The 26,445-nt window shown below is 64.1% G+C and carries 22 protein-coding genes and 2 pseudogenes; 14 read left to right on the top strand and 10 right to left on the bottom strand.

Translation table 11 applies throughout. From position 1 onward, the window contains the following. The 4 genes and pseudogenes from ACE3P9_RS09960 to ACE3P9_RS09975 all read left to right on the top strand — a co-directional run. Nucleotides 1–118, top strand: a pseudogene (locus ACE3P9_RS09960) (IS481 family transposase); the annotation flags it as partial. Nucleotides 119–271: 153 nt separating this feature from the next. Next, the gene (locus ACE3P9_RS09965) at nucleotides 272–1,477 is read left to right on the top strand and encodes a hypothetical protein (RefSeq protein WP_374493809.1); all 1,206 of its coding nucleotides are present in this window, start codon (nucleotides 272–274) and stop codon (nucleotides 1,475–1,477) included. A gap of 97 nt (nucleotides 1,478–1,574) precedes the next feature. Beyond that, nucleotides 1,575–1,769 carry a hypothetical protein gene (locus tag ACE3P9_RS09970; protein WP_374493811.1) on the top strand — a complete coding sequence of 65 codons (195 nt, stop codon included), beginning with the start codon at nucleotides 1,575–1,577 and terminating at the stop codon, nucleotides 1,767–1,769. Between the two features lie 2 nt (nucleotides 1,770–1,771). Beyond that, nucleotides 1,772–1,930, top strand: a complete 159-nt coding sequence (locus ACE3P9_RS09975; RefSeq protein WP_374493813.1) for a hypothetical protein — start codon at nucleotides 1,772–1,774, stop codon at nucleotides 1,928–1,930. Here ACE3P9_RS09975 and ACE3P9_RS09980 read toward each other — a convergent pair. From ACE3P9_RS09980 to guaB, 3 genes and pseudogenes are all read right to left on the bottom strand, one after another. After that, nucleotides 1,930–2,793 (bottom strand): annotated as a pseudogene (locus ACE3P9_RS09980) (tyrosine-type recombinase/integrase); the annotation flags it as partial. The gene ACE3P9_RS09975 and the pseudogene ACE3P9_RS09980 overlap by 1 nt on opposite strands. A 221-nt stretch (nucleotides 2,794–3,014) precedes the next feature. Beyond that, entirely contained in the window at nucleotides 3,015–4,634 is a 1,620-nt protein-coding gene (gene guaA, locus ACE3P9_RS09985; RefSeq protein WP_374493815.1) for a glutamine-hydrolyzing GMP synthase, read from the bottom strand. Between the two features lie 128 nt (nucleotides 4,635–4,762). After that, nucleotides 4,763–6,232 (bottom strand): IMP dehydrogenase, encoded by a 1,470-nt coding sequence (gene guaB, locus ACE3P9_RS09990; protein ID WP_374493817.1) that lies wholly within the window; start codon nucleotides 6,230–6,232, stop codon nucleotides 4,763–4,765. A 151-nt stretch (nucleotides 6,233–6,383) separates the two neighbouring features. On the opposite strand from guaB, the gene ACE3P9_RS09995 reads away from it, so the two are divergent. Continuing rightward, nucleotides 6,384–6,860 carry a DUF4124 domain-containing protein gene (locus ACE3P9_RS09995; protein ID WP_374493818.1) on the top strand — a complete coding sequence of 159 codons (477 nt, stop codon included), beginning with the start codon at nucleotides 6,384–6,386 and terminating at the stop codon, nucleotides 6,858–6,860. 115 nt (nucleotides 6,861–6,975) lie between these two features. On the opposite strand, the gene coaBC is transcribed toward ACE3P9_RS09995, so the two are convergent. From coaBC to ACE3P9_RS10015, 4 genes are all read right to left on the bottom strand, one after another. Next, nucleotides 6,976–8,265, bottom strand: a complete 1,290-nt coding sequence (gene coaBC, locus ACE3P9_RS10000) for a bifunctional phosphopantothenoylcysteine decarboxylase/phosphopantothenate--cysteine ligase CoaBC (protein ID WP_374493819.1) — start codon at nucleotides 8,263–8,265, stop codon at nucleotides 6,976–6,978. A 14-nt stretch (nucleotides 8,266–8,279) separates the two neighbouring features. Then, nucleotides 8,280–8,750, bottom strand: coding sequence for a type II 3-dehydroquinate dehydratase (gene aroQ, locus ACE3P9_RS10005; protein ID WP_374493821.1), 471 nt, complete (start codon nucleotides 8,748–8,750; stop codon nucleotides 8,280–8,282). 143 nt (nucleotides 8,751–8,893) lie between these two features. Next, the gene (gene rnhA / locus ACE3P9_RS10010) at nucleotides 8,894–9,379 is read right to left on the bottom strand and encodes a ribonuclease HI (RefSeq protein ID WP_374493823.1); all 486 of its coding nucleotides are present in this window, start codon (nucleotides 9,377–9,379) and stop codon (nucleotides 8,894–8,896) included. Between the two features lie 16 nt (nucleotides 9,380–9,395). Beyond that, complete coding sequence (locus ACE3P9_RS10015; protein WP_374493824.1) at nucleotides 9,396–10,214, bottom strand: class I SAM-dependent methyltransferase; 819 nt, start codon at nucleotides 10,212–10,214, stop codon at nucleotides 9,396–9,398. A 33-nt stretch (nucleotides 10,215–10,247) separates the two neighbouring features. Between ACE3P9_RS10015 and gloB the strand changes: the two genes are divergently transcribed. Beyond that, the gene (gene gloB / locus ACE3P9_RS10020) at nucleotides 10,248–11,072 is read left to right on the top strand and encodes a hydroxyacylglutathione hydrolase (protein WP_374493826.1); all 825 of its coding nucleotides are present in this window, start codon (nucleotides 10,248–10,250) and stop codon (nucleotides 11,070–11,072) included. Nucleotides 11,073–11,098: 26 nt separating this feature from the next. Further along, entirely contained in the window at nucleotides 11,099–13,444 is a 2,346-nt protein-coding gene (locus ACE3P9_RS10025) for a transglycosylase SLT domain-containing protein (RefSeq protein WP_374493827.1), read from the top strand. Nucleotides 13,445–13,655: 211 nt separating this feature from the next. Here the strand turns inward: ACE3P9_RS10025 and ACE3P9_RS10030 are convergent, their stop codons facing one another. Next, nucleotides 13,656–14,144, bottom strand: coding sequence for an HIT family protein (locus ACE3P9_RS10030; protein ID WP_374493829.1), 489 nt, complete (start codon nucleotides 14,142–14,144; stop codon nucleotides 13,656–13,658). Between the two features lie 184 nt (nucleotides 14,145–14,328). On the opposite strand from ACE3P9_RS10030, the gene ACE3P9_RS10035 reads away from it, so the two are divergent. From ACE3P9_RS10035 to ACE3P9_RS10045, 3 genes are all read left to right on the top strand, one after another. Next, nucleotides 14,329–14,946: a hypothetical protein gene (locus ACE3P9_RS10035; RefSeq protein ID WP_374493831.1), complete on the top strand. Its 618-nt coding sequence runs from the start codon at nucleotides 14,329–14,331 to the stop codon at nucleotides 14,944–14,946. 166 nt (nucleotides 14,947–15,112) lie between these two features. Beyond that, nucleotides 15,113–15,721: a class I SAM-dependent methyltransferase gene (locus ACE3P9_RS10040; RefSeq protein WP_374493833.1), complete on the top strand. Its 609-nt coding sequence runs from the start codon at nucleotides 15,113–15,115 to the stop codon at nucleotides 15,719–15,721. 114 nt (nucleotides 15,722–15,835) lie between these two features. Continuing rightward, nucleotides 15,836–16,816 (top strand): Wzz/FepE/Etk N-terminal domain-containing protein, encoded by a 981-nt coding sequence (locus ACE3P9_RS10045; protein WP_374493835.1) that lies wholly within the window; start codon nucleotides 15,836–15,838, stop codon nucleotides 16,814–16,816. A gap of 195 nt (nucleotides 16,817–17,011) precedes the next feature. Here ACE3P9_RS10045 and ACE3P9_RS10050 read toward each other — a convergent pair whose 3' ends face one another. Together ACE3P9_RS10050 and ACE3P9_RS10055 are read right to left on the bottom strand one after the other, a co-directional pair. Continuing rightward, complete coding sequence (locus ACE3P9_RS10050) at nucleotides 17,012–20,965, bottom strand: DUF3683 domain-containing protein (protein WP_374493837.1); 3,954 nt, start codon at nucleotides 20,963–20,965, stop codon at nucleotides 17,012–17,014. 139 nt (nucleotides 20,966–21,104) lie between these two features. Further along, nucleotides 21,105–21,407 (bottom strand): hypothetical protein, encoded by a 303-nt coding sequence (locus ACE3P9_RS10055; RefSeq protein ID WP_374493839.1) that lies wholly within the window; start codon nucleotides 21,405–21,407, stop codon nucleotides 21,105–21,107. Nucleotides 21,408–21,583: 176 nt separating this feature from the next. On the opposite strand from ACE3P9_RS10055, the gene hemA reads away from it, so the two are divergent. The 4 genes from hemA to ACE3P9_RS10075 all read left to right on the top strand — a co-directional run bounded on the left by hemA (nucleotide 21,584) and on the right by ACE3P9_RS10075 (nucleotide 26,444). Continuing rightward, nucleotides 21,584–22,855, top strand: coding sequence for a glutamyl-tRNA reductase (gene hemA, locus ACE3P9_RS10060; protein ID WP_374493841.1), 1,272 nt, complete (start codon nucleotides 21,584–21,586; stop codon nucleotides 22,853–22,855). 180 nt (nucleotides 22,856–23,035) lie between these two features. Next, the gene (gene prfA, locus ACE3P9_RS10065; protein ID WP_374493842.1) at nucleotides 23,036–24,139 is read left to right on the top strand and encodes a peptide chain release factor 1; all 1,104 of its coding nucleotides are present in this window, start codon (nucleotides 23,036–23,038) and stop codon (nucleotides 24,137–24,139) included. Nucleotides 24,140–24,423: 284 nt separating this feature from the next. Then, nucleotides 24,424–24,897, top strand: a complete 474-nt coding sequence (locus ACE3P9_RS10070; protein ID WP_374493844.1) for a MarR family winged helix-turn-helix transcriptional regulator — start codon at nucleotides 24,424–24,426, stop codon at nucleotides 24,895–24,897. Nucleotides 24,898–24,899: 2 nt separating this feature from the next. Further along, nucleotides 24,900–26,444, top strand: a complete 1,545-nt coding sequence (locus ACE3P9_RS10075; protein WP_374493846.1) for an efflux transporter outer membrane subunit — start codon at nucleotides 24,900–24,902, stop codon at nucleotides 26,442–26,444. The last annotated feature ends 1 nt before the right edge of the window (nucleotide 26,445 follow it).

Genomic DNA, 26,445 nt, shown 5'->3' on the forward strand with positions numbered 1-26,445 from the left:
GATTCCACAGAAAGCCCTGCGGCATGAAACGCCCGTTCAGGCTCTCAAGCGATGGCAGGGGTCACATCCCACGTTGTTTGAAAAGAACGTACGCAATCATCCGGGACCTGACATCTAGTTATAATTATCGACCAGGCGCCCGCCGTACTTGCACGCGAGTAGAAACAGGCTCTTCTTCCATCGTTATCGATCTCCCTTCCGGACCTCGTCATCGGGGACTTAAACGCGTGCGTCTGCCCCGATGCGGCGAGGTGAACCGAAAGGAAGACGCATGACTTTCAAAGCACTGGCGCGCGCCGCGCACCAATCCCTGCAGGCCCGCGCGGGCCGCGACATCCGCCACAGCCACGTACACGAACTGCTGGCCGCGGCTTTCGGCTACAGGACCTGGGCCGCACTGACCACGGACGCGCTGTTGGCGGACCATGGTGTCGGTCAGGCCCCGCAGGCTTCCGCTGGGCCGCAGATCGCCGGCCGCGCGCTGCAACTGCAGTACGGTCAAACCGAGGCGCTGGCCATGGCGGACGCTCTGAGCGAATTCATCGCCGACAAGCAATTGGGTGTGGTTCGCTGGACGACGCTGGCACCACTGCTGCCCATGGCCACGCAGTCCACAGCACTTGGCGCGGATGACGAGGACGGCGATGCGGATGAAGACCTGGATGACTGGGACGATGCCCCCCGTCCATCGGAAAACGCGACCGCCCTCCCCCGCGAGCAGCTCCTCTCCTCGGAACTTCTCCTGGAGAGCCTGGAGCACGCCGCGACGAAGAACCCGCATGCACATCAGGTACTGGCTGCGTTGTTCCGTTGCAGGAAGCCCAATCCCTACCTCTACGAAGAGTCGCTGAAGGGGCGCCAGCTCACCGCCAGCGAACGTGGCTGGGTCGAGCAGTATCTGTTGCTGGCGCCCCTGTATGTGCGCTATGAGGCTCATTTGAAGGCTGCCGCCGAAGCTGGTGTGCGCGCCGCTGCGCTGGAGTACGGGACGGTCTTCGAGCGCCCGGAGTTCATCGCCCTGGCCGAACGCTTGGACGGCCACGTTGACCCCGAAGAGATGGCGCGGGTGGCCACGAGCCTCGAATCCCGCACCCGGTGGCTGCGCCAGGCCGCCGCGGCGGGTTCTCGCCGAGCCTTGGAAGACCTCGCCGATCTCGGTGACCCCTGGGCCCAAGAACGCATGGCCCCCCGAGCCAGCATGCACTGGCTACGAGACGCTGCCGAGCACGCTCTTGCCGACAACGATCCGGTGCGTGCCTGGGTCTGGCAGTACGTGGCGCTGGCGCGCGGTGAAGACCTGACGCGTTCCACGTTGGCAGCCCGCCACGACGGCGGCTCGAACGATGGCGAGTTCTACGACAGCGACTTCGGCGGGCCGCTGTACGTCGATGGCGACGAAGGACTTGCTCTGCCCGAACTGGAGCGTGACCAGGACCGCGAAGCGCGGGCGAAGGCCCAGGCGATCCTGCGACCTTGAGCGCATTGGCATCGGCGCACACGATGCCAAGCCGAAAACAGGGGCTCGAAGCAGTGGCTGGGAAAATACTGGCATTGCTTCGCCGTCCCTCGTTGCCATGCCCGTCCACTTCGCCATGATCCAGCTGTTCGATTCCGTCCAGGGCAGTCTCGCCGAGATCGAGCTGGCGCACCCGGACATGCCGCGCGGCGAGCGCCGCTGGCTCTGGATCGAGCCCAACTGGGTGACGCTCCTGCACCCCGTCAATGAAGGGACACCGGCGCGTACCTGGACGACACCGAACGCGAGCTGATCATGAGCATGGTCGGCACCGTCATCTACTACCCGGAGGAATCGAGGCGCGATCCGGAGCCCATCGCTCCGACGCTGACCTCCATCAGCCAGTTGCTCTACGGCCAGGCTGCAGGCTCGGGCACCAACGTGGTCCAGCACCTGCTGCGCTGCAACGACTAGACGTTGTGTGGTCTGCTCGCCTTCATCCGCTCCTTGGGGATCGTCCACACACCCGCCTCGAAATCGACTTCCTCCCACTTGGCTTGGGTGAATTCGCTCTTTCGCACCATCGTCAGCAACATGAACTTGACCGCGAGACGCAGCGTCGCCGCGGATGAGACCTCCTCGAGCGCGTTGAAGTACTTGTGGATTTCCTCCGGAGAAAGGGCTCGGTCCCTGACTTTGAAGGCAGCAATGGCGCTCGGACGAATCGCCTCCGCAGGGTTTTCAATCCTCAACCCTCTCGCCTGGACGAAGCGGAAGATCTGCAGCACGATGTCCCGCGACTGGACTGCCGGCGCGGGCGCTCCTCGTTCCTTGATTTTTTCGCATCTCGCCATCAAGCGCGATGGCGTGATCTCTTCCAGTTTGAGACGGCCGAACTCCGTGGCCAGGTTGCGGTCATAGACGGCCCTGCGCATTGCGCGCGTCGACTCCGCCAGCTTGACTTCGGCGAAGTACTTTTCAGCCCATCCGCCAAACGTCACCCCCTCATTGGCCTCGACCCGTTTCTCCACCTTCGCGCGGGAGGGGCTGTCGCCCTGCTCGATAGCGCGCCGTGCATTGGCCAGGAGCAGGCGCGCTTCCGCAAGCGACACCAACATGCCGTACTCCAGGGTCGACGCCTCTCGCGGCTTCCTGGCCGCGAGCGTCGAATCGTACTGTCCGATCACCAGGGTTTCGCGGCGGCCATTGAGTCGGTAGTCGTAGCGAAAGCTGATGCTCCCCGTTCGCAGGACCGTTGCATACAGCCCTTGCTGGTCGGCGACCTTGTAGACCTTCTCAGATGGTCTCAGCGCCCGTAACTGCTTGTCAGTAATCATCTTTTCCTCCAACTTGATACCGTCAGTTGATACCGTCAGACCACTTGACGGTATCAAGGACGGTAGTTGGAGGATCAGTTCACCGATACCGTCACCGGTACCGACAGAACTGTCGGGCACCGGCGAAGCAGCATGGGACCAAGTGGGACGCTAACCTCTTGTCAGGACTGCGTTTCTCGGAAGAACCGACACGCCATGGGAAGTCCTGAAACGAGAGAAATTTACTCCCACTCAATCGTAGCAGGCGGTTTGCTGCTGACGTCGTAGGTGACGCGGTTGATGCCGCGGACTTCGTTGATGATGCGGCTGCTGACTTTCTTGAGGAGGGCGTAGGGCAGTTCGGCCCAGTCGGCGGTCATGAAGTCGCTGGTCTGGACGGCGCGGAGGGCCACGACGTAGTCGTAGGTGCGGCCGTCGCCCATGACGCCCACGCTCTTGACGGGCAGGAAGACGGTGAAGGCCTGGCTGGTCAGGTCATACCAGCTCTTGCCGCTGTTGTGGTCGATGCAGGCACGGAGCTCCTCGATGAAAATGGCATCGGCACGACGCAGGAGGTCGGCGTATTCCTTGCGGACTTCACCGAGGATGCGCACACCGAGGCCCGGACCGGGGAAGGGGTGGCGGTAGACCATGTCATGGGGAAGACCGAGCGCCACACCGAGTTCGCGGACTTCGTCCTTGAAAAGATCGCGCAGGGGTTCGAGGAGCTTGAGTCCGAGCTGTTCGGGGAGGCCGCCCACGTTGTGGTGGCTCTTGATGACAACGGCTTTCTTGCTCTTGGCACCACCGGATTCGATGACGTCGGGGTAGATGGTGCCCTGCGCCAGGAAGGTAGCGCCCTTGTGGCCGGTGCCGCTGGCCTTGAGCTTCTCGGCTTCGGACTTGAAGACATCGACGAAGAGGCGACCGATGATCTTGCGTTTTTGCTCGGGGTCGGAGACGCCGGCCAGGGCGTTCAGGAAGAGGTCGCTGGCATCGACACGGATGACTTTGGCCTGCAGCTTGCCGGAGAACATCTCCATGACCATGTCCCCTTCATTGAGACGCAGCAGGCCATGGTCGACGAAGACGCAGGTGAGCTGGTCTCCGATGGCGCGGTGGATGAGGGCTGCCGCCACGCTGGAATCGACACCGCCGGACAGGCCGAGGATGACTTCTTCGTCTCCGACCTGCGCGCGAATGGCCTTGACGGCTTCCTCGATATGGTCACGCATGATCCAGTCGGGTTCTGCGCCGCAGATGCCGAGCACAAAGCGCTCCAGCATGGCCCTGCCCTGCACGGTATGGGTGACTTCGGGGTGAAACTGCACCGCATAATAGCCGCGTGCTTCGTCAGCCATGCCGGCAATGGGGCAGCTCGGGGTGGATGCCATGAGGCTGAACCCCTCGGGCATGGCAGATACCTTGTCGCCATGGCTCATCCAGACCTTGAGCATGCCGTGGCCTTCGGGCGTGGTGAAGTCGGCCAGCGCATCGAGGAGCCTGGTGTGGCCATGCGCACGCACTTCGGCGTAGCCGAATTCGCGCTGGCGCCCGCTTTCCACCTTGCCGCCCAGCTGCAGGGCCATGGTCTGCATACCGTAGCAGATGCCCAGCACCGGCACGCCAAGCTCGAACACGGCATCGGGCGCCTTGTCCGTGCTTTCCTCGTAGGCGCTGGCATGGCTGCCGGACAGAATCACGCCCTTGAGCTTGCCGTCGGAGGCAAATTCGCGCACCCATTCGCTGCTGACGTCACAGGGGTGCACTTCGCAGTAGACATGGGCTTCACGCACGCGGCGAGCGATCAGCTGGGTTACCTGGGAGCCGAAGTCGAGGATCAGAATCTTGTCATGCTGCATGGAGTGCTACCTGCAAGAAGGCGGAATGACCGCCAAAGATGGAGAGGATGGAAAAAATGCGGCCAGTGTCCGCCGGGCAGGCACTGGCCGTGTGTCATGTCATGTCACGTCACGCGTGCAGAGAACGCTCAGTCTGCGCGGTAGTTGGGCGCTTCCTTGGTGATCTGCACATCATGCACATGGCTTTCGCGAATGCCGGCTGCCGTGATCTGGACGAACTCGGCCTTGTTGCGCATGTCTTCGATGGTGCCGCATCCGCAATAGCCCATGCTGGCCCGCAGGCCGCCAGCCATCTGGTAGATGATGGCGACGACAGAGCCCTTGTAGGGGACGCGCCCTTCGATGCCTTCGGGAACCAGCTTGTCGGCGTTGGGGTTGCCGGTGCTGCTTTCCTGGAAGTAGCGATCGGCACTGCCCTGCTGCATGGCACCGATGGAGCCCATGCCGCGATAGCTCTTGTAGCTGCGGCCCTGGAAGAGGATGACCTCACCGGGAGCTTCCTCGGTGCCTGCAAACATGCCGCCCATCATGACGGTGCTGGCACCTGCCGCGATGGCCTTGGAAATGTCGCCGCTGAAGCGCACACCGCCATCGGCAATGAGGGGCACGCCCGTGCCGCGCAGTGCCGTGGCCACGTTGTCGATGGCCGTGACCTGGGGAACGCCCACGCCGGCGACGATGCGGGTGGTGCAGATCGAGCCGGGGCCAATACCTACCTTGACGGCATCGGCACCTGCTTCGACCAGGGCCTTGGCAGCTTCGCCGGTGGCGATGTTGCCGCCGATGACCTGCACCTGGGGATAGTGCTGCTTGACCCAGCGCACGCGCTCGATGACGCCATGGCTGTGACCGTGGGCCGTGTCGACCACCAGGGCATCGACCCCGGCCTTGACCAGGGCTTCCACCCGCTCTTCGGTCCCTGCACCGACACCGACAGCGGCGCCTACGAGCAGGCGGCCGTTCTCGTCACGGGCTGCATTGGGGAAGTTGGTCTGCTTGTTGATGTCCTTGACGAGGATGAGCCCCTTGAGCTCGAAGGCATCGTTGACGACCAGCAGGCGTTCGAGCTTGTGCCTGTGGAGCAGCTCCTTGGCGTCCTTGGGGGCGGTGCCCTCGGGAACGGTGATGAGTTTTTCGCGCTGGGTCATGATGTCGCGCACGGGCACATCAAGACGGGTCTCGAAGCGGATGTCGCGGTTGGTGACGATGCCTACCACTTTGCCGCCGTCGATCACGGGAAAGCCGGACACGCCCAGCTCGTCGGAGAGCTGCTTGACCTGCAGGACCGTGGTGTCGGGCGTGATGACCACGGGGTCCTTGAGAAGACCGCTTTCGTGGCGCTTGACCTTGGCGACCTGGGCTGCCTGCTCCTGGGCAGTCAGGTTCTTGTGCACGATGCCGATGCCGCCTTCCTGCGCCATGGCGATGGCCAGACGGGCCTCGGTCACCGTGTCCATGGCAGCGGACACGAGGGGAAGATTGAGCGTGATGTCGCGGGTGAATTGGGTGCGGAGCGAAGTGTCCTTGGGCAACACTTGCGAATAGGCGGGCACCAGAAGAACGTCGTCAAATGTGAGCGCTTTGCCGAGCAGACGCATGGGGTATTCCTCCAAAAGAGAGATTGTACCTGTTGCAATTCGGTCTTGCCACCCGCGTGCAGAGCGCCGCTTGGCCGGGATGTGCCTTTGCCCGCCATCCGGAGGGCTACACTTGGGTCTTCGCAAGAAGAAGACGAGGATGCGAATCAGCATGCAAAAGACACTTCACATCATGCGGCAGGGTTTTCTGGTCCTGGCGGCAAGCGCGGCCACGGGGGCCTTTGCCCAGTGGGCATGGATCGATCACGCAGGGCACAAGGTCTACAGTGACCGTCCGCCGCCATCGAGTGTGCCGGCCAAGAACATTCTGCGTCGCCCGGGCGCTGGCTCGCACGGCCTGCACACTGTCGTGTCCAGAACGGCTGCTTCGGCTGTTCCACATGCCGCTGCGTCCAAGCCGGCTGGCGGCAATGCGGAAGAGGAAGCCAGGAAAAAGGCTGCCGCCGAGAAGGAAGCCAAGGTCAAGGCCGACAACTGCCAGCGTGCGCAGAGCTATCGCAACACGCTGCAGTCCGGCTACCGCGTCTCCACGATGAATGCCAAGGGAGAACGCATCATCATGGATGACACCGCCAAGGCGGCCGAGCTCAAGCGGGCCGAAGAGGCCATTGCTGCCAACTGCAAGTGAGGCTCGCAGGAGGTGAGGCGCCAGCGCCCTCCTCTTGCCCGTGGCTTTCTCATTGCTTCAGCCCGAAAGGCCGAAAAGGTAAAGGCAGCATCCGATCTGGGTGTGCTGCACCGTCTCAGCTTGCTGCCATGGCTGCAAGCCGCTGCGAGACATAGGTGATGAGCTGGGCGGCCAGAGCCGTCTTGGAAGCGCGAGGGAATTCGATCACTTCGTGATCCGAGACCAGCAGCAGGGCGTTGTCGTCCTTGCCGAAGGTGGCGGGGCCGATGTTGCCCACCAGCAGCGGCACTTGCTTGCGCAGCCGCTTGGCCTGTGCATGGCGCAGGAGGTCATGGCTCTCTGCGGCAAATCCCACACAGTACAGGCGCCCTGCCCTTGCCTGAGGGCTTTGGGCGATGGTGGCCAGAATGTCGGGATTCTCCACAAAGTGCAGGGTCGGGATCTGGGCCTGGGGATCCTTCTTGATCTTGGTGTCGGAAAACGCGGCAGGGCGCCAGTCCGCCACGGCTGCCGTGGCAATGAAGACACCCTGCTCCGGTACATGGGCCTGCACGGCATCGAGCATCTGCCGGGCTGTCTGCACCTGGACGCGCTGTACGCCCGCCGGTGTCGGGAGCTGCACAGGGCCAGCCACCAGCGTGACCTGCGCGCCTGCCCGCGCGGCTGCTGCGGCAATGGCAAACCCCATCTTGCCGCTGGAGTGATTGGTAATGCCGCGCACGGGGTCGATCGGCTCGAAAGTCGGGCCGGCAGTGACCAGCACCTGCACGCCTGCCAGCAACTTGGGAGTGAAGTGAGCTACCAGCGCTTCCAGGATCTGCTCCGGTTCCAGCATCCGGCCATCTCCGGTTTCTCCGCAGGCCTGCGGGCCACACCCCACCCCCAGCACCTGGGCTCCATCTGCCGCAATCTGGGCCACATTGCGTACCGTGGCAGGATGGGCCCACATTTCGCGGTTCATGGCGGGGGCCACCAGCAGGGGCTTGCCCGCCGGACGCGCCAGGCACGTGAGACTGACGAGTTCGTCGGATCGGCCCTGGGCCAGACGGGCGATGAAGTCTGCGCTGCAGGGAGCCAGCACGATGGCGTCCGCATCCCGTCCGAGGTGTATATGCGGCATGTGATCCGCACTGCGCGCATCCCATTGCGAAAGGATCACCGGCTGGCCGCTGAGGGCCTGCATGGTGACGGGGGTGATGAACTGCCCGGCAGCCTCGGTCATCATGACCTGCACCTGGGCGCCGGCCTTGACCAGCAGGCGGCAGAGCTCAGCCGACTTGTAGCAGGCAATGCCGCCGGTCAGACCCAGCAGAATGCGCCGTCCGTCCAGGGGGCGGCCATCTTCTGCAGGCAAAAATGCGGCAGCGGACTGGGATGCGGGAGCAAGAACAGGCTCGGTATGCATGGGAAAGCGCCTCCTTATGCCGGCTGCCAGCTGGCCATGCCGTCGATGGCCATGGCATATCCCTGCACGCCCCATCCGCACATCACGGCCCGCGCAGCGGGGGAAATGTACGAATGGTGGCGGAAGGCCTCCCGCGCAAACACGTTGCTGATGTGCAGTTCCACCAGCGGGATGGACGTGCCCTTGATGGCATCGAGCAGCGCAACGCTGGTGTGCGTATAGGCCCCTGCATTGAGCACGACACCCACCAGTCGCCCGGCGGCATGGGCACGCCCGGCCTCGTGGATGGCATCGACCAGATCGCCTTCATGGTTGCTTTGCCGGAAGTCCAGCGTCCAGCCGTGCCGGGTACAGGCGGAAGCACAGAGACGCTCCACATCCGCCAGAGTGGCAGCGCCGTAGATGTCGGGTTCCCGCGAGCCCAGCAGGTTCAGATTGGGACCGTTGAGCACGAAAACGAGAGAAGGGGAGTCAGAGCTGGACATGGGAAACCAACAGAAAAGGCGAGGGGAAAATCACGAAAAGCGTACCACCAAAACCCGGAGAAACAGTTCACGCCCTCTCTCGCCCTGCGTGAGAGAGGACACATCCACCCGGCAGGCGCACCTCCGGCAGGAGGATGAAGCATTCAGGAATGCAGTGCCGAGCCTGCCCCCGAGGCCAGGGCCTGATCGACTCCCCGATTGGCCAGTTCATCGGCTTTTTCGTTGCCGGGGATGCCTGCATGGCCCTTGACCCAGTGCCACTCGATGCGGTGCGTGCCGTCGTGCACGAGCGCGTCGAGCGCGCGCCACAGTTCGGCGTTCTTGACGGGCTGCTTGGCCGCTGTCTTCCAGCCTTTTTTCTTCCAGCCATGAATCCATTCGGTAATGCCCTGCCGGACATACTGGCTGTCGAGATAGATGGTGACGTGGCAGGGGCGCTTGAGCGCCGACAGGCCCTGAATCACCGCCATGAGCTCCATGCGGTTGTTGGTGGTGTTGAGCTCACCGCCGAAAAGTTCCTTGCTGTGCGGACCGCTCTGGAGCCATACCCCCCATCCACCCGGTCCCGGATTGCCCTTGCAGGCCCCGTCGGTATACAGGGTCACGTGCTGCGTGCTTGTTTCTGTCATCTGAATGTCCGATTCCTCATGGAGTCATGTCCCGCCGCGCCGCTGGTCGACGCTGGGCCACGGGCATGCTGCCACGCGCCAGCTTGGCCAGCTTCCAGCGGGGCTGAATCATACGCACTCCGCGCACGCGCTTGACGGCCTGCAGGAAATACACACCGCCCAGAATGGGCCACCAGCGGTCCCCTGCCTTTTCCATCCAGCCTAGTCGGTCAAACCAGGTCTGGCTGTGCAGGCCCGGGCGATAGCAGCCGAAACGCCCCGCGTCGATGTCCAGATTGAGCAGGTGCAGCCAGTCCTGCAGACGGTGGTAGCCGATGAAGTCGTCCACATCCGGGATGAAGGGAGGGCCTTCCAGCCCGAGCCGATCCATGAACAGGTGGTGCCACTGCTGCCCCCCCCACAGGCTCAGAGGGTTGAACCCGAAGATCAGCACCCGCCCTTCGGGTACGAGAACCCGGGCCACTTCGCGCAGCGTGGCATGGGCGTCGGCGCTGGCTTCCAGGGTATGGGGCAGGATGACCAGATCGAGGCTGTTCTCGGCAAACGGCAAGCTGGTCGGCTCCAGGAACAGATGCGGCGATGCGGCGCCTGCGCCTTGCATGCAGGCGGATACTTCGGCTGCGGAGGCCGCCTGAGGCGTTTCCAGCCCAGCGAGCCAGCGATGGCGCACCCTGCTGTTTCTGAGCAGCGGCAGATTCAGCGCCCCTATCTGCAGGGCCTGGTAGCCGAAGCAGTCCGCCACGGCGCGATCGCCCTGGGAGAGCTCCCAATCCTGCAGACAACGGCCGGCCGGTGTCTGGAACCATTGTGCAAAATCTATAATCTGCGTCGACATGCATCGTCCGGCCTGAGGGCCACCCGCTCAACAATGAATCTGATTGCGCTTGCTGCGCTGACCGACAACTATATCTGGATACTGGAAGACACCCTATCCGCCTGGGTCGTGGATCCGGGGGATGCCGTGCCGGTGCTGGAGCACCTCGACCGGCACGGGCTCGTGCTGGGCGGCATCCTGGTCACGCATCACCATGCCGACCATGTGGGGGGCATCAATGCCCTGTGCAAGGCCCGCGCATCGGATGCCCCCCTGCTGTGCCTGCCCGCTGCCGATGGCGTGCCTCCGGCGGCCTATGCCGCCTGTGCCCCGGAACGTGTGCGTCTGGTGCAGGAAGGGGATGTCATGACCTTCCCCGGATTTCAGGCACGGGTGCTGGATGTGCCTGGCCACACGGCTGATCATGTGGCCTACGTCTGCACCTTCGATGCCCCTGCCTCCCGGACAGCAGCCCCTGTGCTGTTCTGCGGCGACACCCTGTTTTCGGCAGGATGTGGGCGGCTGTTCGAGGGCACCGCGGCCCAGATGCTTGCCTCTCTGCAGAAGCTGGCTGCCCTGCCTCCGGACACGCGGGTCTGTCCAGCCCACGAATACACCCTGGCCAACCTGCGCTTTGCGCGGGTGGTCGAGCCCGGCAATCTCCTCTTGCTGGCCCATGCGCAAACCTGTGAGGCCCTGCGTGCCCAGGGTTTGCCCACCCTGCCTTCCACGGTGTCCCTGGAACGAGCCATCAACCCGTTTCTGCGCACCGGAGAACCCGAGGTTCTTCTCTCCGTTCAACGGCATGCACATGCACCCGGGGCACAGCGCCCCGACGAGGTCTTTGCTGCTCTCAGGGCCTGGAAAGACCACTTCTGACCGCCCCTTTTCCCCGTAGTCTTCCCATGCATTTCATCCGTCTGATGATCGTAGGTATTGCCATTGCCGTTCTGGCGGGCTGTGCCAGTGACAAGAACAATGGCTCCGTCGGCATCCGCATGTCCGACCTTTCTGCTGGAGCACTGTCCGGCCAGGGCGAAACGGCAGGACTGGCCGGTGGCTCCGGGCTGAGCGTTCCCACCGATCTGTGGGACCGCATTCGCCAGGGATTTGCCATTCCCGATCTCGATGACGATTTCGTGCGCACGCGGGAATCGTGGTATGCATCCCATCCCGAGCAGGTGGAGCGGCTCTTCACGCGTTCCAACAAATACCTCTACCACATCGTCGAGGAGCTCGAACGTCGCCACATGCCCACCGAGCTGGCCCTGCTGCCCTTTGTCGAAAGCTCCTTCAATCCCCAGGCCATCAGCAGCGCCAAGGCTGCCGGCATCTGGCAGTTCATTCCCAGCACTGGCAAGCACTATTCCCTGCGGCAGAACATGTTCCTGGATGACCGCCGCGATGTGCTGCGATCCACACGGGCAGCCCTCGATTACCTGCAGCGCCTCTACACCATGTTCGGTGACTGGCAGCTGGCACTGGCCGCCTACAACTGGGGCGAGGGCAATCTGCAGCGGGCCCTGCAGCGCAACCCGGGCGCCCGCTATCAGGATCTGAAGATGCCGCTCGAAACGCGCCAGTACGTGCCGCGCCTGCAGGCCATCAAGAACATCGTCCGCAATCCGGCCACCTTCAATGCCTCGCTGCCCAATGTGGCCAACCACCCCTATTTCGACCGTGTCGACATCAACCGCGACATCGACGTATCCATGGTCGCCCAGCTCGCGGGCATCTCGGAGGACGATTTCCGCGCCCTCAACCCCGCGCTCAACAAGCCGCTGGTCATCGCTTCGCTGACGCCTCGCATTCTGCTGCCCTGGAAGAACGTGGATGCGTTCCGCCAGAACCTGGCCCAGGCTAGCAGCAAGTCCCTGTCGAGCTGGACAGTGTGGACCGTGCCCAGCAACATGACGGTGGCACAGGCGGCCAAGTCCAGCGGCGTGGATGAAGGCGTGCTGCGCTCGGTGAACCGCATTCCTCCGCGCATGATGGTCAAGGGCGGCTCCACCCTGCTCGTGCCCCGCACCGAAGGACAGACATCGGACATTTCCAGTCTGGTGGCCCAGACCGGAAGCCTCAGTTTCACGCCCGAAATCGTGCTGGTGCGCGGCACCATCAAGGCCCGCAGGGGAGACACGCTAGGCTCCTTTGCCGCACGCTACGGCCTGCCGCCTGAAAACGTCGCCGCCTGGAATCACACCGATCTCCGCGCCCCCCTGTACGACAACCAGCCCGTGGTGGTGAATGTGTCGCGTGCACAGCTCAATCGCCTGCAGAAGCAGGAACGCGAGGAACAGGCGGAGGCTGCCCGCGAGGCACGCAAGGCCCAGATGGAAGCCGAGCAGGCGCGGCGCAAGGCCCGCCTCGAAGCCCAGCGCGAGGAAGAGGATGCACGCCGTGCCCGTCGCCGCCGTACCGCTGCCTCCCGAAACGAGGAACAGGACACCGAAGCGCCCACCCGCACCCGGCAGCTCACCAAGCAGCGCCGGCATCCGGCCGACACCCAGGACGACGAGGACACCGCCAAGAAACCGGTGCACGGCAAGACCCGTTCCAAGGCGGGACGCGACACTGCGGACGAACAGGACACCGCACCGGCCAAGGGTTCTCGCAAGGACCGACGCAGCCGCAAGGACGCAGCGGCAGAACAGGCACCCACATCCACTTCCCGCAAGGGCAAACCGGCCACTGCCGGACACGGCAAGGCACAGGCCACCGAGGAAGAGGACAACAGCCGCGATCGACGCAATGGCGTGAAGAGCCGCAAAGGCAGCGCTCTTGCAGCTCAGCGTGGCCGTCAGACCGATGAGGAAGATGACGCCAAGACCTCCCGCAAGTCTGCAGCCAAGGCGGCAGACCACCGCAGGAAGTCCCGTGCAACCGAGGACGATGCCGAAGCTCCCGCACCCAGCAGCACCCGCCGCAAGGCCGTGAACAAGAAGGAAGCCGACAAGGCGGCTGCTGCCGACTCCCGCTCGCAGACAGGCAAGCGCCGCACTGCAGGCAAAGACAGGGAGGACGAAGACGCCCGCGATACAGGCAAGGCCAAGTCCCGCAACGCCAAGGCAGCCGGGCGCAAGGCACGCGCCGAAGAGGAAGACGCACCTTCTGCCAAATCCAGAAAAGCCACGGCGACCAAGTCGGCCACCAAAGACAGGCGCGCCAGTGAAGACCGGACATCCTCTGACGATGCCCACAAGAACAAGAAGGGGCCCAAGGCCCGCAAGCGCAGCACTGCAGACGATTGAGCAGCCAGCGGCACGGAAGGACCAAGCCCCTTCAGCCTCTGCGGTGCAGCGATGCTCTACGGCTCATGCGTCCATCCGCAGCAGAGAGGGGCACACCAAGGCACACCGAGAGCGTCTGTGCCGCTCGACTCGCTGTTCCGCGCGGGCTGTACACGCTGGCAGCCAGCCGGGCCAAGGCGCCGCCCCTTCCCCCTTCTGCCACAGCAGAAGGCTATCGCTGCAGCGCCCCCGTTGCCAGAGGGTCCAGGGTCTCCAGAATGACCGCCAGATGGCGCTCCAGGGCCCCCCTCCGGCGCTCCACTTCGGCCAGCTGTTCGGGAGCCGGCTCGCGCAGCGGATCGGCCCATACGGGCCTGGGAAAATGGCTGTCCCACTCGAAGCGCGCAATCGCGTGCCAATGCAGATGCGGCACCACATTGCCCAGTGTCGCCAGATTCATCTTGCAAGGCTGCAGATGCTCGCGCATGGCCTTCTCGATCTGGGTAAGGGCTTCCATGGCCTCCATGCGCTCCGTGTGATCGAGATCGCTCCACTCTTCCACATGGCGATTCCAGATCAGGCGATAGAACCCCGGGAATCCCTTTTCCTCGGCGTGCACCAGCCTCCAGCGCGCCCCCTGCCACACCACTTCTCCTCCTGCTGACGCACACAGTGGGCAGGACACGGTTTCAGAACAGACGGGGGCAGAAAGGTCAGGCATTCAGGGGTCTCCTTTTTCAGGCGCGGGCTCATACAAACGGATGCATTCCCTTCCGGTCAGAAGAGGCACAATCGCCACATGCTTCGATGGTGTGCCTGTGTCGCCTTCCGGCCAAGTCGGGTGTCCTGCCATCATGCCATGCCCTGAAGCCCCGCTGCATTCGGCCTCCGCTCGCCTTCCTTCCATGTCGTCCACGAACTTCTCTTCTCCTGTCCTGCATCCTGTTCCCTCTGTGCACCGCCGTACCTGGCATCGGCTGGCGGTGGCAGGGGTGATGTGGGCTCTGGGCATGACGGGCTGTTCGGCCAACTGGGCCGGCGAGCATACCCTGCATGTCGATGGAGGCAAGCTGCAGCAGAAACTCAATGACCGTTTTCCCATGCACAAAGAGGCACTGGGGCTGTTTGCCGTGACGCTCAGCCAGCCCAGGCTGCACTTCGATGCGCCCAACAACCGACTCGGAACCGAGCTGGTGGTCGATGTTCCTTCCGCTGGAGGCTGGTTGCCAGCCATCCATGGCACGGCCCTGGTGACCTATGGTCTGCGCTTCGACACCACCGACTACAGCGTGCGCATGACACAGGTGCATGTGCAGGCACTCGATCTGCGTCAGGGCGGCGCACCCGCCAATCCCCAGCTGGGCCGCGCACTGGTGGCCATGGGAGAACGCGCGTTCAACGACTATCCCATCTACCGCTTTTCGGCCTCGGATCTGGCCAAGGCCAGGCAGTACCACTACCTGCCCAAGACCATCGCAGTGCGTCACGATGGGCTCGATGTCACTCTTGCCCCCGCTCCCTGAGGGCCGTTTCATTCCCCTTTTCGCTCCAGTCCGGGCGGTTGGATTGCACCGTCTGTTGCCCTGCCATGTCCCTGCCGGAAACATGGCCCGATGCAGCTGCGACAATGCAGGCAAGCGGAGCCACGGCATGGCTGCCGCACATCATGACCCGCATGGAGGAATGTGCATGTCGAGCTTCTGGGATCAGAACTACAGTCAGGCAGAAGGATACAAATACGGCGAGACGCCCAATGCGTTTCTGGTGCAGGAAGCCCATCGCCTGGCTCGTCCAGGCTGTGTGCTGGTGCCTGGAGATGGAGAGGGCCGCAATGGAGTATGGCTGGCCGAGCAGGGCTTCGAGGTTCACACGCTTGATGGATCCGGGGTGGGTGTAGCCAAGGCGCGCGCACTCGCCGAACGGCGTGGCGTTTCCCTGGATGCCCAGCAGGTCGATCTGGCCGAATGGGAACCTGCCCCTGCGGGGTTTAGGGGCGCAGCCATCATCTATCTGCATCTGCCGCCTGCGCTGCGTGTGGCCGTGCACCACAAGGTAGTGCGCGCCCTGCAGCCTGGAGGCATCCTCATTCTGGAAACCTTCCATCCCCGCCAGCTCGAATTTCACAGCGGCGGCCCCAAGGATCCGGACATGCTGTACACCCTGGACATGCTGCGTACGGACTTTGCGGACGGCATGGAAGAACTCCTGGGACAGGAGTGCGACACCACCCTGACCGAAGGCGCAGGGCATGAAGGACATGCCTTCGTGACCCGCTGGATCGGTCGCCGGCTCGCATGAATGCCTGAGGAGATGCTTGGCCCCGCTGCCATGCCCAGCCACAACAACGGGAAAATGGCACAGAGGTAGTAGTTTCCAGAAGGGAAGAAATAGCACCTTTCCTATAATCGGTGGATGCCTACTTCAGACCTTTCCTCTCAGCCATCTTCTCGTCCCGCGCATGGCAGCGATTTGCAATGTGTGCGCTATGTCGATTCGCGCCAGCAGGAAGAAAACGAACTGGACGTGATGCAGATTGCAGATGCCCTGCTCTCCTCCTGGCGCACCTGGACGGCCGGAATGGTGGTGGGAGCCTGCCTGGGGGTGGGTGCCGGATTCCTGCTGCCCCCCAAATACGAGGCGCATGGCGTGCTGCAGCTTGCGCAATCCGACAACCTGCTCGAAAGCGTGCCAGATACCATGGCCCGCCTGCAGTCGTTCTCCTTTCGTGCCAGAGTGGTCGACCGCCTGATTCATGGCGGCACACTGGGAGAGTCTGACCGTCTGAAGTGGCTCAAGCAACTGGGGCAGAAAGCCATCTTCACCCCCGTCAAGGACGCCAAGTACATCGAAGTCACCATTCAGGCCCCCTCCCCCACGCTGGGCCTGGCTGTCATCAATCAGGTCGCATCCGTTCTGACCGAACAGCAGAATGTGCTTCTGACGCAGCGCCGGCATCAGATCCAGGCGTATATCCATGACGCGCAGGCCATGGTCAGCAGTCTGGATGTCCAGAACAAGACAGCCGCTTCTTCCGCTCATGCACTTTCCGCCACGGATATGGCTCTGCAGGCAGTGGCCCGCTCGGCCAATGCCACAGCCTATGCCATGGCCAAGCAAAAGCTCATGGAGCAGCAGGCTCTGCTGATGCCTCCCACCACCCGTCCTGCCGGATTGATAGAACCCGCAGGCGTATCCCCTCAGCCTGTCGGGCTCTCCAAGCTGATTGGCGAGATGGCGGTCGGGCCTGTGGCAGGCGTATCCCCTCAGCCTGTCGGGCTCTCCAAGGGCGTACTGGGGCTCCTGGGTGCCTTGGTGGGCGGCGCCCTGGCAGCCGGGTATGGATTTCTCTCGACCAGCTGGAAGCGCTACCAGGCAGGCAAGCAGGCGCAGTGATGCAGTTCATGCGCTGAACTGCAGAAGAAGGCGGTGTGCTGTCCGATCCACGCTGCCATGGCTTCATTCCTGCCGCTACTGCTGTGAATCTGCGCCTCTGCATGCGCACTGCCAGTCTGCAGGGCAGCGCTTTCAGGGTAGTGGGAAGGTCACAGGGCTCGACCTTTCCCACTGCTGCATCATCGGGCGCAGCCGTCAGACCAGCACCCGCTCGATGCCCCCTGCATTGGCGGCATCGACGTAGTCCTTCATCCAGCCCTCGCCCAGAATCTGGCGCGCCATTTCCACCACGATGTAGTCCGTTTCCATGAGACCGTGCGGCAGATCTTCACCGTAGCGGCTCAGCCCCTGGAAGCAGCTCGGGCAGGTGGTGAGCATCTTGACCTTCTGCTCGCCATGCTTGCCACGGGGCAGCGACAGACCATTTTCGGTCTGGAGCTTTCGGAGCTGGTCGGCATTCTTGCGGATTTCCTCCGTTTTGCGGAAGCGCACCTGCGTCGAAATGTCGGGTCGGCTCACGCCCAGCGTGCCCGATTCCCCGCAGCAGCGGTCGCTGCGGATGACGGCATCGCCCAGGAGGCCCTTGACCGTCTTCATGGGGTCCTGCTGCTTGAGCGGCGTATGGCAGGGGTCATGGTAGAGGTAGCCTTCGGGGCGAGGCAGGGTGATGCCCTTTTCGAGCAGGAACTCGTGGATGTCGATGATGCGGCATCCGGGGAAGATCTTGTCGAAGTGGTAATCCTGCAGCTGGTCATAGCAGGTACCGCAGCTCACGACCACGGTCTTGATGTCGAGGTAGTTGAGCGTGGTGGCCACGCGGTGGAACAGCACGCGGTTGTCGGTGATCATCTTCTCGGCCACATCGTACTGCCCTGCCCCGCGCTGCGGGTAGCCGCAGCAGACATATCCTGGCGGCAGCACAGTCTGCACGCCGGCATGCCAGAGCATGGCCTGGGTGGCCAATCCCACCTGGCTGAAGAGCCGCTCGGACCCACAGCCCGGAAAGTAGAACACGGCTTCGCTGTCCACTGTGGTATGTCCGGGATCACGAATGACGGGGACGTACTGACGATCCTGGATGTCGAGGAGCGCGCGTGCCGTCTTGGTCGGGAGTCCGCCGGGCAGCTTCTTGTTGACGAAGTGGACGATTTCTTCCTTGAGCGGTGCAGAGCCCACGGTGGCGGGTGGATGGGCCGTCTGGTGCCGTCCGGCCACACGGAACATGTCCACCGCCGCACGCTGGGCCTTGAAGCCGATGTTGACCATGCCTGTGCGCAACAGGTTGATGCGCGAAGGTTCGGTGGCGTTGAGCATGGTCATGGCCAGGGCCTTGCCCGGACGGAAGCTCTGCTTGTCCATCTTGCGCAGGAGATTGCGCATGTTCATGCTGACATCGCCGAAGTCGATGTCCACCGGACACGGAGCGAAGCACTTGTGGCAGACGGTGCAATGCTCGCCCACATCCTCGAATTCCTGCCAGTGTCGCACGCTGACGCCACGGCGGGTCTGCTCTTCGTACAGGAAGGCTTCGGCGAGCAGGGATACCGAGAGAATCTTGTTGCGGGGGCTGTAGAGCAGGTTGGCGCGCGGGACGTGGGTCGCGCACACCGGCTTGCACTTGCCACAGCGCAGGCAGTCCTTGACGCTGTCGACGATCGAGCCGAGATCGCTTTGCTGCATGATGATCGACTCGTGCCCCATGAGGCCGAAGCTCGGGGTATACGCATTGGTGAGGTCGGCAAGCGCCGTGGTGCCTGCGTAGACGGCACGCTGCTTCTCGCTCATCACCACCGGCCGCAGAAGCTTGCCGCGGTTGAAGCGCCCCTCGGGATCGATCCTGGCCTTGTAGGCGGCAAACGGAGCCAGCTCGGCATCGCTGAGGAATTCGAGCTTGGTGATGCCGATGCCGTGCTCGCCGGAGATCACTCCGTCCAGACTGCGTGCGAGCGCCATGATGCGCTTGACGGCCTCGTGGGCGAGCTGCAGCATCTCGTAGTCGTCGCTGTTGACGGGAATGTTGGTATGCACGTTGCCGTCACCGGCATGCATGTGCAGGGCCACCCAGACCTTGCCCTTGAGCACCTTCCTGTGCACGTCCTGCACGGCTTCCAGCAGGGAACGGTAGGCGCTGCCCACAAAGATGCCCCGGAGCGGGTTGCGGAGCTGGATCTTCCAGCTCGCACGCAGGCTGTGGTCCTGCAGCCGCTCGAAGTACTCGTCCAGGTGGTCATACCAGGTCTGCCACTGGGCCTTGACCTGGGCGATGAGTTCCCGGGCACTCGCCACGCGGGCCGCCAGTTCTTCGGGGGTATCGAGCTCGACGATGTCTTCTTCGACCGACACCTTGCCCAGCGGCAGCTGCGGCTGGCTGAAGAAGGCAAGCAGTTCGTCGCACAGATGCAGCTTGTTGCGCAGGCTCAGCTCGATGTTGATGCGCTCGATGCCGTCGGTGTATTCGGCCATGCGGGGCAGCGGAATCACCACGTCCTCGTTGATCTTGAAGGCGTTGGTGTGGCGGCTGATGGCTGCCGTGCGCTTGCGATCGGCCCAGAACTTCTTGGCGGCCTCGGGTGTCGTGGCGATGAAGCCCTCGCCACTGCGGCTGTTGGCGATGCGCACCACCTCGCTCGTGGCACGGGCCACGGCGTCGGGGTCATCTCCCACGATGTCGCCGATGAGCACCATCTTGGGCAACCCGCTGCCTCCGAGTTCGCCGCTGGCGCCGCGCTTGCTCTTGGTGGCATAGCCCACCGCCTTGAGATAGCGGTCGTCGAGATGTTCGAGGCCCGCAAGCAGCACCCCGGTGCGCTTGCGCTCGGCAAACATGAAGTCGCGGATTTCCACGATGCTTGGCACTGCCAGCTTGGCGCTGCCGAAGAATTCGAGACAGACGGTGCGGCTGTGGCTCGGCATGCGGTGCACCACCCAGCGTGCGCTGGTGATGAGACCGTCACAGCCTTCCTTCTGCACGCCCGGCAGACCGCTGAGGAACTTGTCCGTCACATCCTTGCCCAGTCCTTCCTTGCGGAAGGTGGAGCCGGGAATGTCGAGCCGCTCGGTCCGGATCGGTGTCTTGCCGTCGGCTTCGAAGTAGCGCAGCTCGAAGCTGACCAGGTCCACGTCATGGATCTTGCCGAAGTTGTGCTGCAGACGATGCACTTCCAGCCACTGCGCGTCCGGTGTCACCATGCGCCAGCTCGCGAGGTTGTCGAGTGCGGTACCCCAGAGCACAGCCTTCTTGCCCCCCGCGTTCATCGCGATGTTGCCCCCGATGCACGAGGCTTCGATGCTGGTGGGATCAACTGCGAACACATAACCCGCACGCTCGGCGGCCTCGGCCACCCGAATGGTCACGACGCCCGCTTCGCTCCACACGGTGGGCACGGGATGGTCGAGTCCGGGCAGCTGCACCATTTCGACCTCGCTGAGGTGGTCGAGCTTTTCAGTGTTGATCACGGCGCTCTGCCAGGCCAGCGGAATGGCGCCTCCCGTGTAGCCGGTGCCGCCGCCGCGCGGAACGATGGTGAGGCCCAGCTCGACGCAGCCCTTCACCAGCTCGGCCATCTCGGCCTCGGTGTCGGGCGTGAGCACGACGAACGGATATTCGACCCGCCAGTCGGTGGCGTCGGTGACATGGCTCACGCGGCTGAGCGCGTCGAACTTGATGTTGTCCTGGCGGGTATGCTTGCCCAGACGGCGCTGGATCCGGTGGCGCAGATCGAGCGTGACGCCGAAGGACCGCTCGAAGCTGTTCACCGCCTCATTGGCCTGGGCGAGCACCTCGCCGACCGCCTCGTCACGGGCCTTGTCCACGCTGGCGTTGCGGCGCTTGTCGATTTCGCGCAGACGATGGCGCATGGCCTCGACCAGCAGTGCACGGCGCTTGGGATTGTCGAGCAGGTCGTCCTGCACATAGGGGTTGCGCTTGATGACCCACATGTCACCCAGCACTTCGTAGAGCATGCGAGCGGAACGCCCCGTGTCCCGCTCGTCGCGCAGCACGCTCAGAAGGTCCCAGCACCGCTTGCCCAGCAGACGTTCCACGATCTCGGCATCGGAGAAGCTGGTGTAGTTGTAGGGAATTTCACGGATGCGCTGGCTGGCGGGCATGGCCGCCAGCAGGTGGTTACGGAGTGCGGGAGCGTTCATGGATGTGTCTAACCTCGACTGCGCGCCATTCTGGTGCGGCACGCGGGTGATGGGATCACGAAGGGGGATTCTATTGCAGCGGCCTGATTCCCCATTCGATGAAGGGACTGCGCAGCACCCCCGTGGAGAGGGAGAAAGATCAGGATCGGGAAGCGTCCTGGGACGCACTGCGGTACCGATGCACGAGCCACGCCTGCACTGCCCCCGTCGCGACCACCAGCGCCAGGTAGGTCAGCATGGCGCCGTCACGCTGCAGAACCAGCCAGCCGGCCACGATCACGGCCAGCCCGGTCAGGAAAAGCCACATCCACTGGCGCCCCCACCCGAGGCGCAGCGGATGGCGCCAGCCGGCAAGCCGCTGCAGCGCCACCAGAGTGGTAGCCATCCAGAGCGCAGGCAGGGCCAGATTGAAGAGGTGATCGATCAGTGCGAGAAAACCCATGGAATCAGCTGGAACAATGGGCATCCGGGTACGGGAGCCACGTACCTGCTCACCCGGGAAGGGGGCAGGCAACACAGGCAACTCCCGCCCGCACGGCACACATGCCAAAGACACATGTGCACAAGGCCCGTCGTGGATCAAGACAATGCGGAAAGATCAATTTTATAATCACCGCCATGTCAGTATGGACTCTGGGCATCAACCATCATACCGCCCCGCTCGATTTGCGGGGCCGTTTCTCATTTGCGCTTGAGCAGATGGGCCCCGCCCTGCACGGGCTACGGCAGACTTTTGCCCACCATCCGGAAGCGGCCATTCTCTCGACCTGCAACCGCACCGAGGTGTACTGCGCGAGCGACCGTGTGGACGTGGATCACACACTCAACTGGCTCGCCCAGGCTGGCGGTGTGCCCATGCATGCCCTGCGCGACTACACCTACACGCTGCAGGACGACACGGCGGCCCGCCACGCCTTCCGCGTGGCCAGTGGACTCGACAGCATGGTGCTGGGCGAGGCCCAGATATTGGGGCAGATGAAGAATGCCGTGCGGGCCGCCGAGGCGGCCGGCAGCCTCGGCACCACGCTCAACCAGCTGTTCCAGCGCAGCTTCTCCGTTGCCAAGGAAGTGCGCAGCAGCACCGAGATTGGTGCGCACAGCATCAGCATGGCTGCGGCGGCGGTGCGTCTGGCATCGCAGCTGTTCGAGGACCTGGGGCAGATCCGCATCCTGTTCGTGGGGGCGGGCGAAATGATCGAGCTCGCCACCACCCACTTTGCGGCGCGGTCTCCCAAGCAGATCGTGATTGCCAACCGCACCATGGAAAAGGGCGAGGCCCTGGCGGCACGGTTCGGCGCCAGCGTGATGCCGCTCGCCGACATGCCCGAGCGGCTGCACGAATTCGACGCGGTGATCAGCTGCACCGCCAGCACCCTGCCCATCATCGGGCTGGGAGCGGTGGAGCGCGCCCTCCGCAAGCGCCGCCACCGGCCCATGTTCATGGTCGATCTGGCCGTGCCGCGCGACATCGAACCCGAGGTCAAGGCCCTCGACGATGCCTATCTCTACACCGTGGATGATCTGGCCACCGTGGTACAGACCGGACAGGCCCAGCGGCAGGCGGCCGTGGAACAGGCCGAGGCCATCATCGACGAAGGCGTGCAGAGCTTCATGCAGTGGATGCGGCAGCGTGACCCCCATTACGGGGTCGTGTCGCTCATCCGCGAGGTCAACCAGCAGGCCGATGCCTGGCGCGAAATGGAACTGGCCAAGGCCCGCAAGCGTCTGGCCAAGGGCGAAGACGTGGATGCCGTGCTGGAAGCCCTCTCGAGGGGACTGACCCAGAAGATGCTGCACGGAGCGCTCTCCGAGCTGCACCACCCCGATCTGGCCCACCAGACCCAGGCGGCCGAGACGGTGCAGCGCATCTTTCTGCGCGGCAAGCATTAGCCGTCTCGTTCAGCCCTTCCCGTTCTCCGGCGGGGGACACGTCACGTCACCCCGCGCGGCATGCGCCTGCTGAAGCGTGCGTGGCTCCTGCGCCGAATGGGCAGCGCACTGCCCTCCCCTTCCGTCTGATCCATTCCTGCCCGCCTGAGGGCGGTGCCGGACTTCTTCTGCGATGCTTCCGTGAAACCCTTTCTCCGATCCCAGCTCCAGCGCTTTGCAGAGCGCCAGCACGAACTCGATTTTCTCCTCAGCCGGGAGGACATCATGCAGGACATGGACCGGTTCCTGGCCCTGTCGCGCGAACACAATGAAGTGACCCAGATCGCGGGGCGCTGGCAGCGCTACCAGCAGGTGGAGCAGGATGTGGCCACGGCACGCGACATGCTGGAAGACCCCGAGATGGCCGACCTGGCCGAAGAGGAAATCACGGCCGGAGAGGGAGAACTGACCACCCTGGAGCAGGAACTGCAGCGCCTGCTGCTGCCCCGCGATCCGGACGAGGCGCGTCCGGCCTTCGTCGAGATCCGGGCCGGCACGGGGGGCGATGAATCAGCCCTGTTCGCGGGCGATCTGGCCCGCATGTACATGCGCTACGCCGAATCCCAGGGGTGGCGGGTCGAGACCCTGAGCGAAAGTCCCGCCGAGCTTGGCGGTTACCGCGAGATCGTGCTGCGCATGGAAGGTCCCGACAGCACCGATACCGGCACGGGAGTCTACGGCACGCTCATGTTCGAGTCGGGCGGACACCGGGTACAGCGAGTGCCGGTCACCGAGTCCCAGGGGCGGGTGCACACCAGCGCCTGCACGGTAGCTGTAATGCCGGAGCCAGACCCTGCCCGTGCCGTGACGCTCAACATGGCCGACATCCGGGTGGACACCTTCCGCGCCAGCGGCGCCGGAGGGCAGCACATCAACAAGACGGATTCCGCCGTGCGCGTGGTGCACCTGCCCACCGGGATCGTGGCCGAATGCCAGGACGGCCGCAGCCAGCACAGCAACAAGGCCAAGGCACTGCAGGTGCTGCAGGCGCGCATCCAGGAAAAGGAACGCAGCGAGCGTGCCGCCAGGGAAGCCGCGCTGCGCAAGGGGCTGGTAGGCAGCGGCGACCGCAGCGACCGCATCCGCACCTACAACTTTCCGCAGGGACGGCTGACGGATCACCGCATCAACCTCACTATCTACAAGCTCTCCCAGGTCATGGAAGGTGATCTGCACGAGGTGCTGCAGGCCCTGCGCCATGCGCACGAGGCCGAGCAGCTGGCCGAGCTGGAAGTCAATCAGTAAGCCTCATCCGCACGCATCGCCTGAAGCGGGCAACAGGGTGCTGGTGCTGGTGCTGATACCGCAATCGGAGCTGTGCCCTGCCCGCGACCGCGCACACGGCACGGCACGGCACGGCACGGCACGGCACGGCACGGCACGGCACGGCACGGCACGGCACGGCACGGCATGGCATGGCAGCGAGGCCTGACACACGGGCCGCTCCGGGAAATCCCCTGCGCAGATGAGGGATTTGGAATGCCATAATAATTGCCGAAGCAATTTTTTGTCTGGCAACCATTTTTTCCATGTCTGCGTCCTCTCCCGTTTCCGAACACCACGCCGAACAGCTCGGCAGCATGCTGTTTCTGCTGCGTTCCATCCTGGTGCACGAGATGGAGAAGGAGCTGGCCGCAGACCCCAGCGAGCTGCGCATGACGCAGGCCCAGGTGGTGCTGCGACTGGCCTGCCAGGGGGCCATGACGGCGGGCGATCTGGCGCGTTCCATCGGGCACGATCCTGGCGCCCTCACCCGCATCATCGACCAGCTGCAGCACAAGGGGCTGGTCGAGCGCCAACCCCACGAATCGGATCGCCGCGCCCTGCGCATCGCCCTCACCCCGCAGGGCATGCTGGTGCAGCGGCGCCTGCATGCCACCCGCATGAAAGTCATGTCCCGCCTGCTGGCGGGGCTGCAGGATGCGGAACGCGAACAGCTCATGGACTTCATGCAGCGCATGCTGCATTCCCTGCAAAACCCCACGGATTCCCATCAGGTCTGACCATGCCCAAGACGCCTCTTTTTCCCTTTGCTCCCTCTTCCCTGCGTACCCTGCCCACAGGGGCTCTGCTGGTGACGGCAGCCGTGCTGGCCGGCTGCGCCAACAGCGGGGGGCTCACGCCCCATGCGCAGACGGCTCCTGACGCCTCGCAGCTCGATGCCCGGCAGGTGGTGCGCCGCTCCGGTCTGTCCGTCACCGAGGCGTGGCCCCAGAAGGACTGGTGGCGCGGCTGGCATGACGCCCAGCTCGACACTCTGATCGAACAGGGGCTGCGGCAGAGCCCCACCCTGGCACAGGCCCTGGCCCGCGTCCACGCTGCCGAGGCCCAGGCCGGTTATGCCGATGCGGATCGCGGTCCCACCGTGACAGCCTCTGCTGGCTACAGCGGGGTGCGTCTGCCCGACGCCCTGCTGCCCGCCAATTTCGGCGGAGGCAAGTTCGGCTACAAGAGCGACACCCTGGGCCAGTTCAAGTGGGACGTGGATCTGTGGGGCGGCAAGCGCAGCGCCTGGGAAGCCCTGGCCGGCGAGGCCCAGGCCAGCGCCATCGATGCCGAGGCCGCCCGCATCACCCTGAGCACGGCCATTGCCCGCACCTATGCCCAGCTGGCCGGTGCTTGGATGCTGCAGGATGTGGCCACGGCCGATGTGGCCCGCAACCGCCAGATGGTGGCACTCCAGTCCCAGCGCGTGAAGACGGGTCTCGACAACCGCATCACGCTCCAGCAGTTCGAATCCGAGCTGCGTGCGGCCGAACAGCGTCGCGAGCAGGCAGCCCAGAGCATCACCCATCTGCAGCTCGCGCTGGCCCAGCTCGCCGCCATGGGGCCCGACAGCGCGCTCACCCTGAAGCGCCCCCGGCTCACGCCCGAGAGCATGCGCTTTGCCGAGGCTGTGCCTGACGATGCCTCCGTCTCCCTCATGGCACACCGCCCGGACGTGCAGGCCGCCCTGCTCCGCGTACAGGCCAGCAGCAGGCAGATCGACGCGGCCAAGGCGCGCTTTCTGCCCAACATCAGCCTGGGGGCACTGGCCGGCGCACTGGGAAACGAGAACTTTGATCTGTTCCATCTCAGCAATGTGTTCTACCAGTTCGGGCCAAGCATCAGTCTGCCCATCTTCGAGAACGGCCGCCTGCGGGCCAACCTCGACGCCCAGGACGCACGCTATGAAGCGGCCGTGGCGCAATACCACCAGACCCTGCTGGGAGCTGCCCACCAGGTGGCCGACAGCGTCCAGAGCGCCCATGCCCTGAAGCAGCAGGTGGACGAGGCGCGCCAGTCCGTCACCGCTGCCCAGCAGGCCTGGACACTGACCCGCCAGCGCCGCGACAGCGGCTTGCTCAATTCCATTCAGGTGCTCCAGGTGCAGCAGCAGCTGCTCGGAGCCCAGCAGCGCCTGGCCCAGCTGCAGGCACAGCGCATGGACAACGCCATCGCCCTGACCTATGCACTCGGGGGTGGCTATGCCGCCGATGCGTCCCATGCGCCGGCTGCAGGCATCGGCCATGACAGCAGCACCGACCAGCACGGCACTGCCGCGCGCTGAT

The organism is Allobrachymonas sp. (assembly GCF_041912815.1).
Taxonomy (GTDB): domain Bacteria; phylum Pseudomonadota; class Gammaproteobacteria; order Burkholderiales; family Burkholderiaceae_C; genus Brachymonas.

What these genes read in the sequence shown, in the direction of transcription:
- ACE3P9_RS10045 (WP_374493835.1), top strand. Translation starts at nt 15,836, where the DNA reads ATGCCTACTTCAGACCTTTCCTCTCAGCCATCTTCTCGTCCCGCGCAT.
- ACE3P9_RS10050 (WP_374493837.1), bottom strand. Translation starts at nt 20,965, where the DNA reads ATGAACGCTCCCGCACTCCGTAACCACCTGCTGGCGGCCATGCCCGCC.
- coaBC (WP_374493819.1), bottom strand. Translation starts at nt 8,265, where the DNA reads ATGCATACCGAGCCTGTTCTTGCTCCCGCATCCCAGTCCGCTGCCGCA.
- guaA (WP_374493815.1), bottom strand. Translation starts at nt 4,634, where the DNA reads ATGCAGCATGACAAGATTCTGATCCTCGACTTCGGCTCCCAGGTAACC.
- ACE3P9_RS09970 (WP_374493811.1), top strand. Translation starts at nt 1,575, where the DNA reads ATGCCCGTCCACTTCGCCATGATCCAGCTGTTCGATTCCGTCCAGGGC.
- ACE3P9_RS10070 (WP_374493844.1), top strand. Translation starts at nt 24,424, where the DNA reads ATGTCTGCGTCCTCTCCCGTTTCCGAACACCACGCCGAACAGCTCGGC.
- ACE3P9_RS10040 (WP_374493833.1), top strand. Translation starts at nt 15,113, where the DNA reads ATGTCGAGCTTCTGGGATCAGAACTACAGTCAGGCAGAAGGATACAAA.
- ACE3P9_RS09965 (WP_374493809.1), top strand. Translation starts at nt 272, where the DNA reads ATGACTTTCAAAGCACTGGCGCGCGCCGCGCACCAATCCCTGCAGGCC.
- ACE3P9_RS10025 (WP_374493827.1), top strand. Translation starts at nt 11,099, where the DNA reads ATGCATTTCATCCGTCTGATGATCGTAGGTATTGCCATTGCCGTTCTG.
- hemA (WP_374493841.1), top strand. Translation starts at nt 21,584, where the DNA reads ATGTCAGTATGGACTCTGGGCATCAACCATCATACCGCCCCGCTCGAT.
- gloB (WP_374493826.1), top strand. Translation starts at nt 10,248, where the DNA reads ATGAATCTGATTGCGCTTGCTGCGCTGACCGACAACTATATCTGGATA.
- ACE3P9_RS10015 (WP_374493824.1), bottom strand. Translation starts at nt 10,214, where the DNA reads ATGTCGACGCAGATTATAGATTTTGCACAATGGTTCCAGACACCGGCC.
- ACE3P9_RS10055 (WP_374493839.1), bottom strand. Translation starts at nt 21,407, where the DNA reads ATGGGTTTTCTCGCACTGATCGATCACCTCTTCAATCTGGCCCTGCCT.
- ACE3P9_RS10075 (WP_374493846.1), top strand. Translation starts at nt 24,900, where the DNA reads ATGCCCAAGACGCCTCTTTTTCCCTTTGCTCCCTCTTCCCTGCGTACC.
- rnhA (WP_374493823.1), bottom strand. Translation starts at nt 9,379, where the DNA reads ATGACAGAAACAAGCACGCAGCACGTGACCCTGTATACCGACGGGGCC.
- ACE3P9_RS10035 (WP_374493831.1), top strand. Translation starts at nt 14,329, where the DNA reads ATGTCGTCCACGAACTTCTCTTCTCCTGTCCTGCATCCTGTTCCCTCT.
- ACE3P9_RS09975 (WP_374493813.1), top strand. Translation starts at nt 1,772, where the DNA reads ATGAGCATGGTCGGCACCGTCATCTACTACCCGGAGGAATCGAGGCGC.
- guaB (WP_374493817.1), bottom strand. Translation starts at nt 6,232, where the DNA reads ATGCGTCTGCTCGGCAAAGCGCTCACATTTGACGACGTTCTTCTGGTG.
- ACE3P9_RS09995 (WP_374493818.1), top strand. Translation starts at nt 6,384, where the DNA reads ATGCAAAAGACACTTCACATCATGCGGCAGGGTTTTCTGGTCCTGGCG.
- ACE3P9_RS10030 (WP_374493829.1), bottom strand. Translation starts at nt 14,144, where the DNA reads ATGCCTGACCTTTCTGCCCCCGTCTGTTCTGAAACCGTGTCCTGCCCA.
- aroQ (WP_374493821.1), bottom strand. Translation starts at nt 8,750, where the DNA reads ATGTCCAGCTCTGACTCCCCTTCTCTCGTTTTCGTGCTCAACGGTCCC.